This window comes from Fodinicurvata halophila, from assembly GCF_042651425.1.
Classification (GTDB): Bacteria; Pseudomonadota; Alphaproteobacteria; order Kiloniellales; family DSM-21159; genus Fodinicurvata; species Fodinicurvata halophila.
Genome location: NZ_JBHSCW010000010.1, coordinates 34,352 through 48,731, shown reverse-complemented (window position 1 = coordinate 48,731; position 14,380 = coordinate 34,352). Strand labels below are relative to the sequence as shown.

Here is a 14,380-nt window from a genome sequence, read left to right as displayed (position 1 = left end):
CGCCGTGAGCTCTTAGCGGGCCGCGGCGGGCAGGCCCGCGCCGTCGCGGCCGAAACGGCGCCGGTAGGCGCCGGGCGTCAAGGCGGTATGGCGCTTGAACAGTGTACGGAAATAGGCCACGTCGTCGTATCCCACTGCACTGCTCACCTGTTGCACCGAGCGTGCGCCCTCCTCCAGCATCCGCCGGGCCGCAGCGATCCGAAGCGCCTGCAGGTAGCTTCGCGCCTTCATGCCGGTGGCCGTCTTGAAGCGGCGCTCGAAATTGCGTGGGCTCATGCCCAGCTGGGCCGCCAGCGCTTCGAGCCGCACTTCCGTTGCGAAATGCGCATGCAGCCATTCCTCCGCCTTGCGGATCGTTGAATCGTCGTGGCGACTGGTCAGGGGCAGAACGGCGAAGCCTGCTTGGTTAACGCGCGGCATCTCCACCAGCATCGAGCGCGCGCAATCCAGCGCCACGGCATGGCCGCAGAACTTCTCCACGAGATAGAGGCTGAGGTCGATGACGCCATAGACCCCGCCCCCGCAATAGACGCCTTCGTCCTCCGTGATGAAGGCCTCCGGATGCCAGTCCACCTTCGGATAGCGCCGCGCGAACTCCCGCGCGAGTGCCCAGTGCGTGGTGGCCCGACGACCGTCCAGCAGACCGGCCTCCGCCAGGAAGGAGACCCCGGCGCAGGCGGCTGCCACGCCGGTACCGCGATCACTCCACAGACGAAGCCAGTCGAGCAGCGGGCGATGCGCGGCGAGCGCAGCCTCCACGTCAAGCCCGATCGCAGAAACGACGATAAGGTCCGTCTTCTCGATCTCGGCGATCGAGGTCTGGGGCGAGACCGCCAGCTGATGGGCACTCTGCACCGGCCGTCCATCCACCGAGGCCACCTGCACGCGGAAACGCGGCTCCGGGGCCTCACCGGCAAAGGCATTCAGCAGCACACCGGCCGAGGAGAAGACCTCCAGCGGCGCGATCGCGGTGGAGGCATAGCCGTCGTTGACCAGCACCACGGTGACATCGATCATGAATCAGCCTCCGTCCTCAACTGGCACTGCTGCCCGGAGCCCTGGCCTACATCAGCGTTTCCGACTCCACCTTCCTGTCTCGATAAGCCGTACTCATCCGTTGCAGGCGCTCCAGCACCTGCGGGTCCTCGCAAACGGCGACGTTGAAGCGCATCCAGGGGGAGGGCTGCAGGTTCGGGCGGAACACCGCACCGGGGGCCAGCAGCAAGCCCTCTTCCTGGGCGGATTCGGCAAGCGGAAGGGAGTCCGGGATATCCGGAAAACGCCCCCAGAGGAAGAGCCCTCTGTCGCCGCCATGGAAGGTCTCGATTCCTGTCTGCTCGAACGCCGTGCTCACGCGCTGGCGCGCTTCGGCCAGGCGGCCCAGCAGACGCGCCAGGAACTTGCGGTAATACCCCTCGGTCAGCAGGCGATAGACCAGCTTCTCGGTGAACAGCGAAGTGGTGACGCAAGTGACCATCTTGCTGTCCGTCAATTGTTCCGCCAGTCCGCGCTCGCATGCAATGAAGCCGACACGCAGGCTGCCGGACAGGGTCTTCGAGAAACTGCGCAGGTAGATCACGCGCTCCAGACGGTCCAGGGCAGCCAGGCGTGGCGCCGGCTCGGGATGGAGATCCGAGAAGATATCGTCCTCCACCACCTGGAAATCGTGACGCTCGGCCACCTGCAGGAGGCGGAAGGCCTTGGCGGGCGTGAGCGTCGTACTGGTGGGATTCTGCAGCACTGACTGCGTGAAGTAGAGGCGTGGGCGGTGCTGTGCTGCCAGGCGATCCAGGGCCTCGATGTCGGGGCCGTCTTCCTGGCGCGGCACCCCGATCAGGCGATAGCCCTGCTGGCGCAGGCTGCCGAAGAGATTGTAATAGCCGGGGTCATCCACCAGAACCGTATCGCCGGGCTTCAGCAGGCTGCGGCTCACCAGGTCCAGGGCCTGGCTCGCCCCGCAGGTCAGAAGCACCTGGTTTTCCTCAGCCTGGATATCGATCTCCGGCAACAGTGTCTCCGCGATGTGCCGGCGCAAGGGACGATACCCCAGGGGCTCCCCGTACTCGATCAGGTGATCCCCTTCGTTGTTGGCCAGCCCGCGCATGACGCGCCGCAGGTTCGCCTCGTCCAGCCAGTCGGCGGGAAGCCAGGGGCCGCCCGCAAGTGTCAGGCCCTTGCCGGCCTCGAGCAGCCGGCGGATCAGCCAGACCACCTCCTCGTTGTGCTGGGGGTCGGCCGCGTCTTCCCCATTGCCCTGTCCGGCGGCCGAACGCGGCATGCTTTTCGCGGTGAAGAAGCCCGCTCCGCGCCGGGACTGCAGGTAGCCCATGGCCACCAGGCGGTCATAAGCCTCGACCACCGTGAAGCGGCTGATGTCGTGTTCGGTGGCAAAGCCCCGGATTGAGGGCAGTTTCGTGCCCGGCCGCAACAGGCCCGTGTCGATACGCTCTCGGAGGGCCTCCACGATCTGATCGGTCAGGGCAGACGCCCCCTCACGGTCGAGCTGGACTTGAAGCATGAAGCCTCCACTGCTCCCTGTCCGGTGGACACCCGCAAGCCTGGAGCACCTTCCATCAACCCGGACTGGCAGGTCACCTGCGCCGATACAGTCTGCCACATGGCAGGGTGCAGTGTACCTGTCCGCCCGCATGTCTGTCCAATAGGCTTCTGTCGTTCCTGAAACGAGACCAATACGAGGGAGAGAGACAATGCCATTGGTAGATGTACAGGTCATCGAGGGGGTCTTCGACGAGGCCCAGAAACAGGACATGATTCAGCGCGTCACCGAAGCGATGGTTGCCGTGGAAGGACCCGCCATGCGCGACGTGACCTGGGTCCGCATCCTGGAAGTCAAGAGCGGTCAGTGGGCGATTGGCGGCAATCCGCTGACCTCCCAGGCCGTCCGGCAGATGGCCGCCGCGGAAGCGTCTTGAGACCGTCGTCCGGAGCACCTGGACTTCAACACCACAGGAAACACCAAGGAAACAGGAGGCAAACCATGAGCACACCCCTCTACGAACGGCTCGGATCCGCTCGCGGCGTTTCGGCGCTGGTCGACCGGATCGTCGACGCCCATCTGGCCAACCCCGAGATCAATCCGCGTTATCAGGCCCTGAAGGAGGATCCGGAGCGCATGGCACAAGCCAAGCAGCATCTGCGCAACTTCCTGGGCGAAGGCAGCGGCGGACCGGAAAAGTACGAAGGCCGCAGCATGCTGGAGATCCACCGCGGGATGAACATCAGCGAAGGCGAGTATATGGCCGTGCTCGACGACATCCTGAAGTCACTGGATGCCCACGGGGTGGACGAAGAAACCCGTCGGGACGTGCTGGCCATCGCCTATTCCCTCAAGGACGAGATCGTTCGCGTCTGAAGAGGAACCAGCGCAAGCAAGAACTGGCTGTCCTGTGCAGACAGGGCAGTCAGTCTGCTTCCAGGAAGCGCGGTCCCGGACCCTGGGCTGCCTGCTCGTCCCCCGGATTGCGCAAGCGGCAGGCCTCGATGGACAGGCAACCGCACCCGATGCAGTCGCTCAGGTGGTCGCGCAGGCGGGTCAGCGTCTCGATCCGCCGGTCCAGGTCTTCCTTCCAGGCCGCGGAGAGCTCCGCCCAGTCCGCTGCCGTCGGCACGCAGCCGTTGGGCAGCCGGTCCAGGGCCGCCCGGATCTCGCTCAGCGGGATTCCGATGCGCTGCGCCACCTTGATGACCCCGATACGGCGCAAAACGTCGCGGCTGTAGCGCCGCTGGTTGCCCGGGCTGCGCCGGCTGGCGATCAGGCCCTTGGTCTCGTAGAAATGCAGCGTCGAGACCGCAACGCCGCTGCGCGCCGCCACCTGCCCGACCGACAGATCGGCGGGCCCACAGGAGTGTGGTTCCTCCTTCATGAAACCCCCTTGACCTCAAGTTTACTTGAGGTCTTATAGCAGCGGCTTCCTGGAATGCAAAGCCTTCGAGAAAGGAAGCCTGACATGCAACAGATCTATCCCGACCTCTGGCAAAGTCTGACGGAACGTCCCTTCGCCGAGGCCCCTCAGGTCACGACCCACGCCTATCTTCTGACTCGGCCGGAAAGCAACGTTCTCTTCTACAATTCCAGTTACCTCCTGGAAGATGCTGACCAGATCGAGTCCCTGGGCGGCGTTGCCTACCAGCTGCTCAGCCATCGCGACGAGATCACCCCGGCCCTGGCCGACCTGCGGACGCACTTCGGCGCGAAACTGGGCATTCACGCCCGTGAAGCCGACGAAGTGCGCGCCGTCAGTCCGCTGGACCTCGCCTTCGAATCACGCGAGACGTGGCTGGGCGGCATCGAGGTGATTCCCACTCCCGGGCACAGTCCGGGCAGTACGTCCTTCCTCTATGCCTCGCCGCACGGCCAGAGATACCTCTTCACCGGAGATACCATCTTCGCCAGCGAACGCGGATGGGAAACCTACCTGATCCGCGGCAGCAACCGGGAAGACCTAGTGAACAGCCTGAAGCTGCTGCGCGGGCTCAAGCCCGACGTGGTGATCTCGAGCGCGGCCGTGGCACCGGATGGCGTGCGGGAGGTGACGCCCGCGCAATGGCGCAAGGCGGTGGATGCGGCTCTGGAGGAGCTGTCCGCCCTGGCTTGAGGCAGGCTCGCCAATCAGTGGCTGCCGTCTTCCTCGATCTCGACTTCGACCGTCTTCTGGCCGGCCCCGCCGAAATCCAGCGTCAATTCCAGGGAATCGCCTTCTTCCAGCGGTTCCTTGAGGCCGACCACCCAGATATGCGGTCGCCAGGGAGCCATGGCATAGGGCTGTCCGGGGGTGATCTCGATCCCCTCGGTCAGTTCCTTTGCCTCGTCCTCGTCGCTTCGGAAGGTGACCCTTTCGGCCAGGGGGGAGGAGGCACCCACCAGGGTGATACTCTCGTTCCCGTTGTTCAGGAAAGGGCCATAGACGGGCAGTCCGTCCGCACCCTCGACGGGCGGCGGCGCCCAGATATGTCCGATGGAGAGATCGCCCAGCTTGTAGCTGTGGGCCAGCACCGAAGGTGCCACGCCGGCAATCAGGCCCGCCAGGGCCATCGCGGACAGCAGGCTCACGAGCGCCCCCTGCCGCTTTCGGATGGCAAGGAACGCCCTTCTACTGTCGCGGTGCATCATTGCGGTACTCCACCTCGTCGGCCTGATTCAACCTCTCTTCCACGCGCTGGGAGCCGGCCTTAAGGTCGCGCGTGGCTTTTGCCTCTTCGCGCGAGAGATCCTCCTGCCGATAGAAGGTGTAGGACAGGGTCATATCGCGCACCATTTCCGTGTTCGTATCGGCCAGCATCTCCTCGTCGATATAGAGCTGCAGCGGCATGCGTGCACTCTCGCCCGGACCCAGTTTCTCCTCGGTGAAGCAGAAGCACTCGATCTTGAAGAAATAGGGCGCGGCCTTGTAGGGCGTCACGTTGAAGGTGGCGCGCGCCACCACCGTCTCATCGGTGTTGTTCTCGGCGTAGTAATAGACCTTGGCCGTCTCGCCCACCGGCACCTCCACGTCACGCTGCTCGGGCCGGAAGGTCCAGGGCAGGGCGGAATCGACGTTGGCATCGAAGGTGATCGTGACAGTCGGGACATCTCCGTCCGCCGCGCTCTGCGTTCCGTCACCCTCGGTGGCCCGTGCCGTCTGGGTCTCCTCTCGGGTTTCTGTCTTCTCCTCGGACGCGGCCTGGACTGTGCCGCCGAACCCGGTCAGGTCGCAGAACATCTGGTAAAGCGTAGGCGAATAGGCGACGAGCCCGCCCATGACCAGCAGGGGCGCTAGGGTCAGCGCGAGAACCCTGCGGTTGGAGCGCGGGCGCTTTCTGTCATGATCCGTCATGGAGTACAGTTTGGGGCCGCAGGCCCTCCGGATCAATGCGACGAGGCGGCGCAACGACGCAAGGCAGGAGAGGACGGTAAAAACGCTACGGGCTCAGTCCCATCAGCGCCTGGCCGCTTTCCGGATCGAAGGGGGCCGAAAAGTGATCATGGATGATCTTCCAACTACCCCCCTGCCTGCGCCAGACCACCGTAGCCCGCATCCAGCAGGCCTGCTCCTCGCCCTTGTCATCCACGCCGGCGCAGCGGTGCAGATAATAGCTGGTCGCCAGGTCCCCGGCCGTGGCGATGTGGATATCGCTGGCCTCCATGGAGAGCTCACCGCACATGGACAGGCACTGGCGCCAATGCTCGCCATAGGCCTCCGCGCCCTTGAACTGCAGGGCGGCAATGGCGTCATAGGCCACGATGTCCGGCGCATAGAAATCCATGATGGCGTCTACATCCTTGGACGAGACGGTCTTCAGCAAGCTGTCCAGGGCGGCGCGGATCTCCTGCTCGGCACTGGCTTCAGTTGTGGCAACGGACATTGAGCTCTCCTTCCTCTTCAGGGGTTTCCTCGTAGCGGTCGTGCAGACGCACCCAGTCCATGGTGCTCTGCTCGTTGCGGCCCTTGGGCGTCATGTCCAGGAAGTGGTGCGCGCCCAGCAGGATGTCGCCGCCCCGGGCATAGGTCGAATAGCTGTGGAAGATCTCCTCCCCGTCGCGCACGAAGATGCTGAGCCCATGCAGGTCCTCGGCCAGGTAGGCTGTGGTGCCGAAGTTGTAGAGGGGCTTGCCCTCTGCCACCTGCTCCGGCGTGAAGGAGGCCCCGAAATCGTAGTTAAACGCGCTGCCGTGGGAGGACACCCATTCGAAGTTCCAGCCCATGCGGTGCTTGAAGGGCAGGAATTCCGCCAGCGGTGCGCGCGAGACCGCGACCAGCGAAACGTCATGGTGCTTCAGGTGCCGGTTCGGCCCGTCGAAATGATCGGCCAGGAAGGAACAGCCGTCGCAGCCGTCCTGCCAGCCCGGGGCGAACATGAAGTGATAGACGATCAGCTGCTTACGCCCGTCGAAGAGATCGACGAGGGACTTCGCACCCGTCTCGCTGTCGAAGCGATAGTCTGTCTCGATGCGCACCCAGGGCAACTGGCGGCGCTCCGCCATTACCTGTTCGTGCAGGCGGGTCAGCTCCTTCTCACGCTCCAGATGGGCCTTGCGCGCAGCCAGCCAGTCTTCGCGTGAGGCTAGGTTATCGGGTTTCATGACGTTCCTTTCACAGGCTTGCGAGATCGGTTAGGCAGAGAGCTGCCCCGTCTGCGGCGGCGAACGCTGTCGCCGGAAGGAGCTGCAGTACGGCCCCGGCGACCAACAGCAGCGGGATGGCCGCCACGACGCCGCTCGCCAGCCAGCCGCCGGCAAAGCCGGACAGCACGGAGCGTGCCCGGTGCCAGGTCATCAGGAGCGAGAGCAGCATGGCACCGAAGGCACAGCAGAGCATGGCCGTTCATTCCCCAGCCGCGGCGCGGGCCGCCGGCGTCCCGTAGTCGTCATGACGCTTCACCCAATCCATCAGGTTGTAGTGCGGCCCGGTCTCGTTGCGCCCCTTGGGCGTCAGGTCCAGGAACATGTAGCTGGTGTCCAGCATCTCGTCGCCGCGCCCGAAGGTGGAATAGGTATGGAAGACCTCGCCTTCATCATTGCGGTAGAAGACGCTGAGCCCGCCCAGGTCCTCGCTCTGGATGCCGCTCTGGGCGTAGTTGTAGACGACCTCGCCCTTGGCGATCTGCTCCGGCGTGAAGGAGACATGGAAGTCGTAGTTGAAATCGCTGTCGTGGGACGACACCCATCGTGCCCGCCAGCCCATGCGCCGGCGATAGGCCTCCAGTTCGTCCAGCGGCGCGCGGGAAACGCGCAGATAGCTGACATCGTGGTTTTCCAGGTGGACCAGCGCACCCTCGGCATGATCGGCGGCGAAGGAACAGCCGATACAGCCCTCTGTCCAGCCCGGCCCGAACATGAAGTGATGGACGATCATCTGGCTGCGGCCTTCGAACAGCTCACCGAGTGACTTCGGACCCTCCAGTGTCTCGAAGACATAGGTCTTTTCCACCTTCACCCAGGGCAGTTCGCGGCGCGCGGCACTCAATTCGTCGCGCTGGCGCGTCAGCTCCTTTTCTTTCGCCAGCAGGGCCTTCCGGGCCTCCAGCCAGTCTTCGCGGGAGACGACAGCGTTCTGCAGCATTCTCTTTCTCCTGATTGGCAGAGCCGTTATGCAGGCTTTGCGGAAAGTCGAACTTGACTATTAAGTTGATATCAACATATATAAATCATGTCAAACAGTACTCCTACATCCGAATCCAACACCGTCGCCTATGAGACCACGCTTGAAGTTCGCGATTCCTGCCTCTGCCTGCATGTGCAGCGTGCCGCCCGGGCCGTGGCGCGGCGCTACGACGAGGCCCTGCGCCCGCTGGGCATCACCAATGGGCAGTTCTCGCTGATGATGTCGCTGAACCGTCCACAACCGCCCGCCATGAAGGATGTGGCCAGCCTGCTCGCCATGGACCGCACCACCCTGACGGCCAACCTGAAGCCGCTGGAGAAGCGCGGCCTGATCCAGGTGAAGGTGGACCCCCACGACCGGCGCGGCCGGCGCCTGCTGCTGACGGACCAGGGCCGTGAACTCCTCGCTGAGGCCGTGCCGCTGTGGCGGGCAACCCAGGAGGAGAACCGCAAGCTCGTCAACGAGCTCGGCCTCGACAGCCTGCTGGAGGACCTGCGCGCGCTTTCGTGACCTGAAGATCTTTCCGCCAACACGAGAAAAAGGGAAAAGCCCGATGCAGGTACAGACCTATCTCTTCTTCGACGGCACCTGCGAGGAGGCCGTGAATTTCTACCGCGACGCATTGGGCGCCGAAGTGCAGGCCATCATGCGCTACAGCGATTCGCCCGAGCCCCTGCCGCCCGGCATGGTGCCCGAGGGCAAGGAACACCAGGTCATGCACACCGCGTTTCGCATCGGCGAGACCACAGTCATGGCCTCCGACGCACCCTGCGGCGATGCCCAACCCCAGTTCGGCGGCTTCTCGCTCTCCCTCGATGCCGCCGACGAGGCCGAGGCCCGGCGCCTGTTCGAGACGCTCGCCGAAGGCGGCACGGTGAGCATGCCGCTGGACAGGACCTTCTTTTCGCCCTGCTTCGGCATGCTCACCGACCGTTTCGGTATCGGCTGGATGGTGATTGTGCCCGGTGAGGACTGCCCCGAGGACGCCGCCGGTTAGGCTGCACCAACCGGCTCTGCCCCAAATCGAAATTAACCAATCAGCGCTTTCTGGTTGCAGGCTTATAAGACTTCAATGGATTGCGCTGTACCGCAAGCTTGAGCGCGGCTTTGTAGCTCTCCGGTTTGCGGTCATGACAGGGGCGATGGCAAGGAACCGCTTGATCCTCGAAAGAAGCATTCGACCAGGCTTCGGATCGCTGTATTGCAGCTCGGATGGCGTGCGTGGCCGTGGCACAGCGGTGTGAACCTGGCCGGCAGTGCTTCCTTCCGGTCCCCGGACATGGTCGCGCCATCAATGCCTGGGCTCAAACACCTGAAATCGCTGACGCTATACGACATAAAGGGAAAACCTGATGGGCACTGCTCCAGTAGAAACCTTGAGAACGGGACTGCCGATGGCAGGGATTAAGGGAATTTAAAGTAATATCCACTATCATATTCATTATCAATAAACGTCAAATATTGTGAGTTTTTATGAATTGGCGATTTTATAAAACCGCCTGAAAGTCGTAAACAATAGGACCTCCATGATTTTGGTAAATTTACGGAAAGCGAATAAACTTGTAATTACTTTTATTGTGGCATTTTTATTTGTATTCCCAGGCTCGCTGTCAGCGCAACAACCGTCACCAACAGGCTCCGAAGCCGAGCAGACCACCAGCAGCTACGAGTCCCTGCTGAATCTACTGGAAGACGAAGCCCTGAGAGAACGACTGGTTGAAGACCTTCGTACTCTGCAGGACCCCAGGACAGCAGACGACTCAGAAGCCGCCACAAATCCCTCATTTGCCGAGGACAAGATTTCCTTGTCTCGACAAATCGCCCAGACAACCCGTGCCACGGCAGAATTTCTTTTCAGCCTACTCGATGACCTGGATGAAACTGTCAGTGCCATTGAAATTGACGAAGAAGAAAGCGATGAATACCTGAAGAACCTCGGCCTTATGGCCCTGGATATTTTGATTATAATTGTTTTTACGATAACATTATTTATCCTTCTGCGCAACGGAGCACGCAGACTTTATACTTCACTGAATCGACAAGCAGAGTCTCAAAACCGCCTTGTTCTCCGCGGTGCCGTCGTACTCCTGAGCAGTACGCTCGATGCACTTGCAGTTGTATTCGCCTGGGTCGGTGGTTACGTGCTGGCTCTTTTTGTCATAGGCGAGTTTGGGCAGATGGACGACCGCCACGCGTTGTTCCTCAATGCCTTCCTGCTGGTCGAACTCATCAAGGTGGTATTGCGCCTGATGCTTTCTCCCAGCTACTCGGTGCTTCGCATCCTTCGCATCAACGATGAGGATGCAGCCTACTGGTATGCTTGGCTGGGCCGCCTCTTGAGTGTGCTGGGTTACGGTCTTCTTTTGCTCGTTCCGATTGTCCAGCACAATCTATCAGACGAACTGGGACATGCACTCGCTGTTTTGATCGGTGCCGTCGTTCTTCTCATGGCTGTGGTACTGGTCTTACAGAACCGAAAGCCTATAGGCAGCTGGCTTCATCAGCGTGCCCAGCAGAACGACATGACATTCACGCGCTCGCTCCTCTTTATGCTTGCGAGGTGCTGGCATCTGATCGCCATAACGTATTTGGCAACGCTGTTTATTGTCTCCCTACTGCACCCGGAAGACGCCTTGCCTTTCATGTTAACCGCCACTCTGGAAAGCATCGTGGTGGTGGTGTTGGGTATAGCCGTGAGCTTTGCGCTCAGTCGTGTCATATCAGTTGGCGTGCACTTGTCGGATGACATGCGCCGCAACCTGCCGATGCTGGAACAGCGGCTCAACGCTTACGTACCAACTATTCTACGAATTGTGCGTCTGATCGTTTTTGCCACAGTCCTGCTCGTCCTGCTTCACGCATGGGACATATTCGACTTGGCGTATTGGCTGAGTGAAGGTGGCGGTGGCGACCTTCTCAGTGTGCTGATCACGGTCGGGCTGATTCTTCTTGTCGCAATGTTCCTCTGGCTCGCTGTTGCTTCCTGGGTCGAACACCGGCTCAACCCAGACTTGGAGCTGTCAGGGCGGCAAGCCAGTGCACGTGAGCGCACTCTACTTGCCATATTCCGAAATGCTTTCGCCGTTATCCTTACCATTCTGACGGTGATGATCGTGTTGTCGGAAATTGGCCTCGACATCGGCCCTCTGCTCGCTGGAGCTGGTGTCCTGGGCCTGGCCATCGGCTTCGGTGCGCAACGTATGGTCCAGGATGTGATCACTGGGGTGTTTATCCAGTTGGAGAACGCGCTCAACGTCGGGGATGTGGTTACGGTTTCCGGTATCACCGGAACCGTAGAGAAGTTGACGATCCGATCCGCAGGGATCCGCGACCTACATGGAACCTACCACCTCGTTTCATTTGCTCAGGTCGACTACATCAGCAACTTCATGCGTGATTTCGGATATCATGTTGGCGAATACAGGATCGCCTATCATGAAGATATCGATCATGCCATCGCACGCTTGCAGGAGGCTTTCGAGGAGCTGCGCAACGATCCTGACATCGCCCCCAGCTTGATCGATGATCTGGAAGTTTTCGGGGTGATCGCACTCGACGACTCTTCAGTGAAGATCCGCGTACGCATCAAGACTGAACCAGGTATGCAGTGGGGTGTGGGGCGTGCTTACAATCAGTTGGTCAAGAAGCACTTCGAGGCTGCTGGTATCGAGATACCCTTCCCGCACATGACGCTCTATTTCGGAGAGGATAAGGACGGAACGGCTCCCCCTTTACGCCTGATGCAACTTCGTGCGGAGGCACAGAACACCAGAGAGGAAGATCTGTCGAATGCAGACCCCGAGGCTCGGAAGGCAGCCTTGGCCTCGGTTTCCAAAGTTCAGCCCGGAGAGGAGTTCGATAACGCGGTGACTGATGCGGAGGACGCTGACTCCACGAGTGAAAGGGAGAAATGACTTTGCCAGCGCACGGCTTCAACTCGGAAGTGTCTTCTCCCCCTGATTCGCCCTGCGACTTTTCCTCCCTCAGCTGACCGATATCTCAAGCACCTCCCATCAGAACTGACATTCATGACGAAGCCATATGAGAATCGTTCTTCATGGCCGGGACTCAAATTTCAGGGAGTGGATCGCGGGGCCAATGACCATGGCACGGAAACGTTCTTGAATCCTGCCGCAGAAATCTAACCGAGTATCAGCTGCAAAGCGATGGCCCACATGATTACACCCACCGCCGCCTCCAGCCACTGCCAGGCGGCAGGCCGGGCGAAGAGGGGGCGCAGCAGCCGAGCGCCGTAGCCAAGAGAGAAGAAGAACACGAAGCTGGCGGCGATGGCCCCCAGGGCGAACAGCCCCTGCTCGCCCGGATACTGCGTCGAGACCGAGCCCAGCAGGACCACGGTGTCCAGGTAGACATGCGGATTCAGCCAGGTGAGCGCCAGGCAGACACCCAGGGTGGCCGCCAGGCCGGGCGGCGCGGACTGGGCCGGATCCAGAGCCTCCTTGCCCCGCCAGGCCGACCGGAACGCGCGGGCGCCATAGACCAGCAGGAAGGCGGCCCCGGCGTAGCGCAGCAGCGTTTCGAGCCCGGGCAGGCGCCGGGTGATCTCCCCGAACCCGGCCACACCGGCCGAGATCAGTACCGCGTCCGAAAATGCACAGACCAGGCAGACCGCCAGCAGATGCTCGCCGCGCAAGCCTTGGCGCAGCACGAAAGCGTTCTGCGAACCGATGGCGAGGATCAGGCTGAAGCCCAGCAGGAATCCGGGCAGGAGGGCCGTGGTCATGGCAGCGCCTGTTGACGTTGGAAGTGCTGCCCGAGGTAGCATCCTCTCTTGAATTAGGATAATTAATTTCTCTAAATCTAAATTAGAGAAATTAATTCATGCTCGACTACGCGCTCCTCTCCGCCTTGGCCGCCGTGATACGCACCGGGGGCTTCGATCGCGCCGCCCAACAGTTGGGGCTGACGCCCTCGGCCGTCTCGCAGCGCATCAAGCTGCTGGAGGAGCGGTTGGGCACGGTCTTGGTGGTGCGCGGCCAGCCCTGCCGGGCCACCGAGAGCGGCCTGCGTCTCTGCCAGCACGTGGAGACGGTAGCGTTGCTGGAGGAGGATCTGCAGGATGCCCTGCCCGCCGCCGGACTGGCCAATCCGCAAGTGCCCCTCCGCATCGCCGTCAACGCGGACAGCCTGGCCACCTGGTTGGTTCCGGCCCTCGCCGCCGTGCCGGAGCGCCTGTTCGATCTGGTGCTGGACGACCAGGAGCACAGCGCCGACTGGCTGCGCCGGGGCGAGGTCCTGGGCGCCGTCACCGGTTACGGTCGGGCGGTCCAGGGCTGCGACAGCACGCCCCTGGGTGCGCTGCGCTACATCGCCACCGCCAGCCCGGAGTTCATGGCGCGTTGGTTTTCCGGCGGCGTGACAGAGGAAGCGACCGCCCAGGCGCCCTGCCTGACCTTCAACCGCAAGGACCGCCTGCAGCAGCTCTGGCTGGAGCAGGCCTTCGGCCGCGACCTTGCCCCGCCGACCCACTGGCTGCCCTCGACCCAGGCCTTCGTCGACGCCGCGCTTGCCGGACTCGGCTGGGGCCTCAATCCAGAACCACTGGTGGCCGGACACCTGAAGAGCGGCCGCCTGGTACCGCTCCGCGCAAACCTGCCCCTGGATGTGCCCCTCTACTGGCAACAGAGCCGCAGCGTCGGCACGGCCCTGGCCAACCTGCGCAAGGCCGTACGCGCCGCCACGAAGGAGACCTTGCAACCCATTGCAGTGGAGTGACAAGCGCTCTCCCAGCCGGGAGATTAAATGTTGTGGGCCGGATTTACTCCAGGCGCTCGGCGATCCAGAGCTTGATGAGCGACTGTCGGGTGACACCCAGATGCTGGGCCTGTCTATCCAAGCTCTCGACCACCCAGGCCGGGAAGTCCACGTTCACCCGCCTTGTTTCGCTATTCACGCGCTTGGCCTTGGACCAGTCGACAGCCGCACTCACGTCTTCGCCTTCGTCGAACTTCCTGTCGAATTCATTCGCTTTCATAATGCTCTATCTCCTCCCGCCTGGCGCGGCGCACGGAGATGAGACGTACTACATCTCCGCGATAAACGCAGACCGTCGCCCAGTGCCTTCCATCGATCTTACCAATAACAAGGAAGCGTGGTTCATCCTCCGTCCTTGCCGGGGCTTCCAGCAGCCAGGGATCCGCCCAAAGCGCCTGCGCCTCCTCGAAGTCAATGCCATGCTTGGCCTTGTTAGTCCTGCTCTTGGCAGGATCATACTCAAAGTTCATGAGTGAATATAGTATAGAAATTATCCATTTCCA

Annotated in this window: 19 protein-coding genes; 7 read left to right on the top strand and 12 right to left on the bottom strand. The window is 61.9% G+C overall.

Going from position 1 to position 14,380, the window contains the following annotated elements; genetic code table 11:
- Positions 1-12: 12 nt before the first annotated feature.
- Together ACFOW6_RS15360 and ACFOW6_RS15355 are read right to left on the bottom strand one after the other, a co-directional pair.
- Entirely contained in the window at positions 13-1,017 is a 1,005-nt protein-coding gene (locus tag ACFOW6_RS15360) for a GlxA family transcriptional regulator (RefSeq protein WP_382423306.1), read from the bottom strand.
- Positions 1,018-1,063: 46 nt separating this feature from the next.
- Positions 1,064-2,518 carry an aminotransferase-like domain-containing protein gene (locus tag ACFOW6_RS15355; protein ID WP_382423305.1) on the bottom strand — a complete coding sequence of 485 codons (1,455 nt, stop codon included), beginning with the start codon at positions 2,516-2,518 and terminating at the stop codon, positions 1,064-1,066.
- Between the two features lie 190 nt (positions 2,519-2,708).
- On the opposite strand from ACFOW6_RS15355, the gene ACFOW6_RS15350 reads away from it, so the two are divergent.
- Positions 2,709-2,933 (top strand): tautomerase family protein, encoded by a 225-nt coding sequence (locus tag ACFOW6_RS15350; protein ID WP_382423304.1) that lies wholly within the window; start codon positions 2,709-2,711, stop codon positions 2,931-2,933.
- Positions 2,934-2,998: 65 nt separating this feature from the next.
- Positions 2,999-3,373, top strand: coding sequence for a group I truncated hemoglobin (locus ACFOW6_RS15345; RefSeq protein ID WP_382423303.1), 375 nt, complete (start codon positions 2,999-3,001; stop codon positions 3,371-3,373).
- Between the two features lie 49 nt (positions 3,374-3,422).
- Here the strand turns inward: ACFOW6_RS15345 and soxR are convergent, their stop codons facing one another.
- Positions 3,423-3,884 (bottom strand): redox-sensitive transcriptional activator SoxR, encoded by a 462-nt coding sequence (soxR, locus tag ACFOW6_RS15340; protein WP_382423302.1) that lies wholly within the window; start codon positions 3,882-3,884, stop codon positions 3,423-3,425.
- An 84-nt stretch (positions 3,885-3,968) separates the two neighbouring features.
- Here soxR and ACFOW6_RS15335 point away from each other — a divergent pair, with 84 nt between their 5' ends.
- Positions 3,969-4,616 carry an MBL fold metallo-hydrolase gene (locus ACFOW6_RS15335; RefSeq protein WP_382423301.1) on the top strand — a complete coding sequence of 216 codons (648 nt, stop codon included), beginning with the start codon at positions 3,969-3,971 and terminating at the stop codon, positions 4,614-4,616.
- Positions 4,617-4,630: 14 nt separating this feature from the next.
- On the opposite strand, the gene ACFOW6_RS15330 is transcribed toward ACFOW6_RS15335, so the two are convergent.
- The 6 genes from ACFOW6_RS15330 to ACFOW6_RS15305 all read right to left on the bottom strand — a co-directional run bounded on the left by ACFOW6_RS15330 (position 4,631) and on the right by ACFOW6_RS15305 (position 8,060).
- The gene (locus tag ACFOW6_RS15330) at positions 4,631-5,071 is read right to left on the bottom strand and encodes a copper chaperone PCu(A)C (RefSeq protein ID WP_382423300.1); all 441 of its coding nucleotides are present in this window, start codon (positions 5,069-5,071) and stop codon (positions 4,631-4,633) included.
- A gap of 40 nt (positions 5,072-5,111) precedes the next feature.
- The gene (locus ACFOW6_RS15325) at positions 5,112-5,834 is read right to left on the bottom strand and encodes a cytochrome c oxidase assembly protein (RefSeq protein WP_382423299.1); all 723 of its coding nucleotides are present in this window, start codon (positions 5,832-5,834) and stop codon (positions 5,112-5,114) included.
- Between the two features lie 85 nt (positions 5,835-5,919).
- Entirely contained in the window at positions 5,920-6,363 is a 444-nt protein-coding gene (locus tag ACFOW6_RS15320; protein WP_382423298.1) for a YybH family protein, read from the bottom strand.
- Positions 6,344-7,081, bottom strand: coding sequence for a DUF899 domain-containing protein (locus tag ACFOW6_RS15315; RefSeq protein WP_382423297.1), 738 nt, complete (start codon positions 7,079-7,081; stop codon positions 6,344-6,346). Before ACFOW6_RS15315 ends, ACFOW6_RS15320 begins: the two co-directional genes overlap by 20 nt.
- Positions 7,082-7,091: 10 nt before the next feature.
- On the bottom strand, positions 7,092-7,316 hold the full coding sequence (locus ACFOW6_RS15310; RefSeq protein ID WP_382423296.1) for a hypothetical protein: 225 nt from the start codon (positions 7,314-7,316) through the stop codon (positions 7,092-7,094).
- Between the two features lie 6 nt (positions 7,317-7,322).
- Entirely contained in the window at positions 7,323-8,060 is a 738-nt protein-coding gene (locus tag ACFOW6_RS15305; protein ID WP_382423295.1) for a DUF899 domain-containing protein, read from the bottom strand.
- An 87-nt stretch (positions 8,061-8,147) separates the two neighbouring features.
- Here ACFOW6_RS15305 and ACFOW6_RS15300 point away from each other — a divergent pair, with 87 nt between their 5' ends.
- The 3 genes from ACFOW6_RS15300 to ACFOW6_RS15290 all read left to right on the top strand — a co-directional run bounded on the left by ACFOW6_RS15300 (position 8,148) and on the right by ACFOW6_RS15290 (position 12,016).
- A complete protein-coding gene (locus ACFOW6_RS15300) occupies positions 8,148-8,612 on the top strand; it encodes a MarR family winged helix-turn-helix transcriptional regulator (RefSeq protein WP_382423294.1) in 465 nt (154 codons plus the stop codon).
- A 43-nt stretch (positions 8,613-8,655) separates the two neighbouring features.
- Positions 8,656-9,099 (top strand): VOC family protein, encoded by a 444-nt coding sequence (locus tag ACFOW6_RS15295; protein WP_382423293.1) that lies wholly within the window; start codon positions 8,656-8,658, stop codon positions 9,097-9,099.
- Between the two features lie 529 nt (positions 9,100-9,628).
- A complete protein-coding gene (locus tag ACFOW6_RS15290; RefSeq protein ID WP_382423292.1) occupies positions 9,629-12,016 on the top strand; it encodes a mechanosensitive ion channel domain-containing protein in 2,388 nt (795 codons plus the stop codon).
- A 227-nt stretch (positions 12,017-12,243) separates the two neighbouring features.
- On the opposite strand, the gene ACFOW6_RS15285 is transcribed toward ACFOW6_RS15290, so the two are convergent.
- Positions 12,244-12,846 (bottom strand): LysE/ArgO family amino acid transporter, encoded by a 603-nt coding sequence (locus ACFOW6_RS15285; RefSeq protein ID WP_382423291.1) that lies wholly within the window; start codon positions 12,844-12,846, stop codon positions 12,244-12,246.
- A gap of 98 nt (positions 12,847-12,944) precedes the next feature.
- Between ACFOW6_RS15285 and ACFOW6_RS15280 the strand changes: the two genes are divergently transcribed.
- Complete coding sequence (locus tag ACFOW6_RS15280) at positions 12,945-13,838, top strand: LysR family transcriptional regulator ArgP (protein ID WP_382423290.1); 894 nt, start codon at positions 12,945-12,947, stop codon at positions 13,836-13,838.
- A 43-nt stretch (positions 13,839-13,881) separates the two neighbouring features.
- Here ACFOW6_RS15280 and brnA read toward each other — a convergent pair whose 3' ends face one another.
- Together brnA and ACFOW6_RS15270 are read right to left on the bottom strand one after the other, a co-directional pair.
- Positions 13,882-14,097, bottom strand: a complete 216-nt coding sequence (brnA, locus tag ACFOW6_RS15275) for a type II toxin-antitoxin system BrnA family antitoxin (protein ID WP_382423289.1) — start codon at positions 14,095-14,097, stop codon at positions 13,882-13,884.
- The gene (locus ACFOW6_RS15270; RefSeq protein WP_382423288.1) at positions 14,084-14,347 is read right to left on the bottom strand and encodes a BrnT family toxin; all 264 of its coding nucleotides are present in this window, start codon (positions 14,345-14,347) and stop codon (positions 14,084-14,086) included. The genes brnA and ACFOW6_RS15270 overlap by 14 nt, the downstream gene beginning before the upstream one ends.
- Positions 14,348-14,380 lie beyond the last annotated feature (33 nt).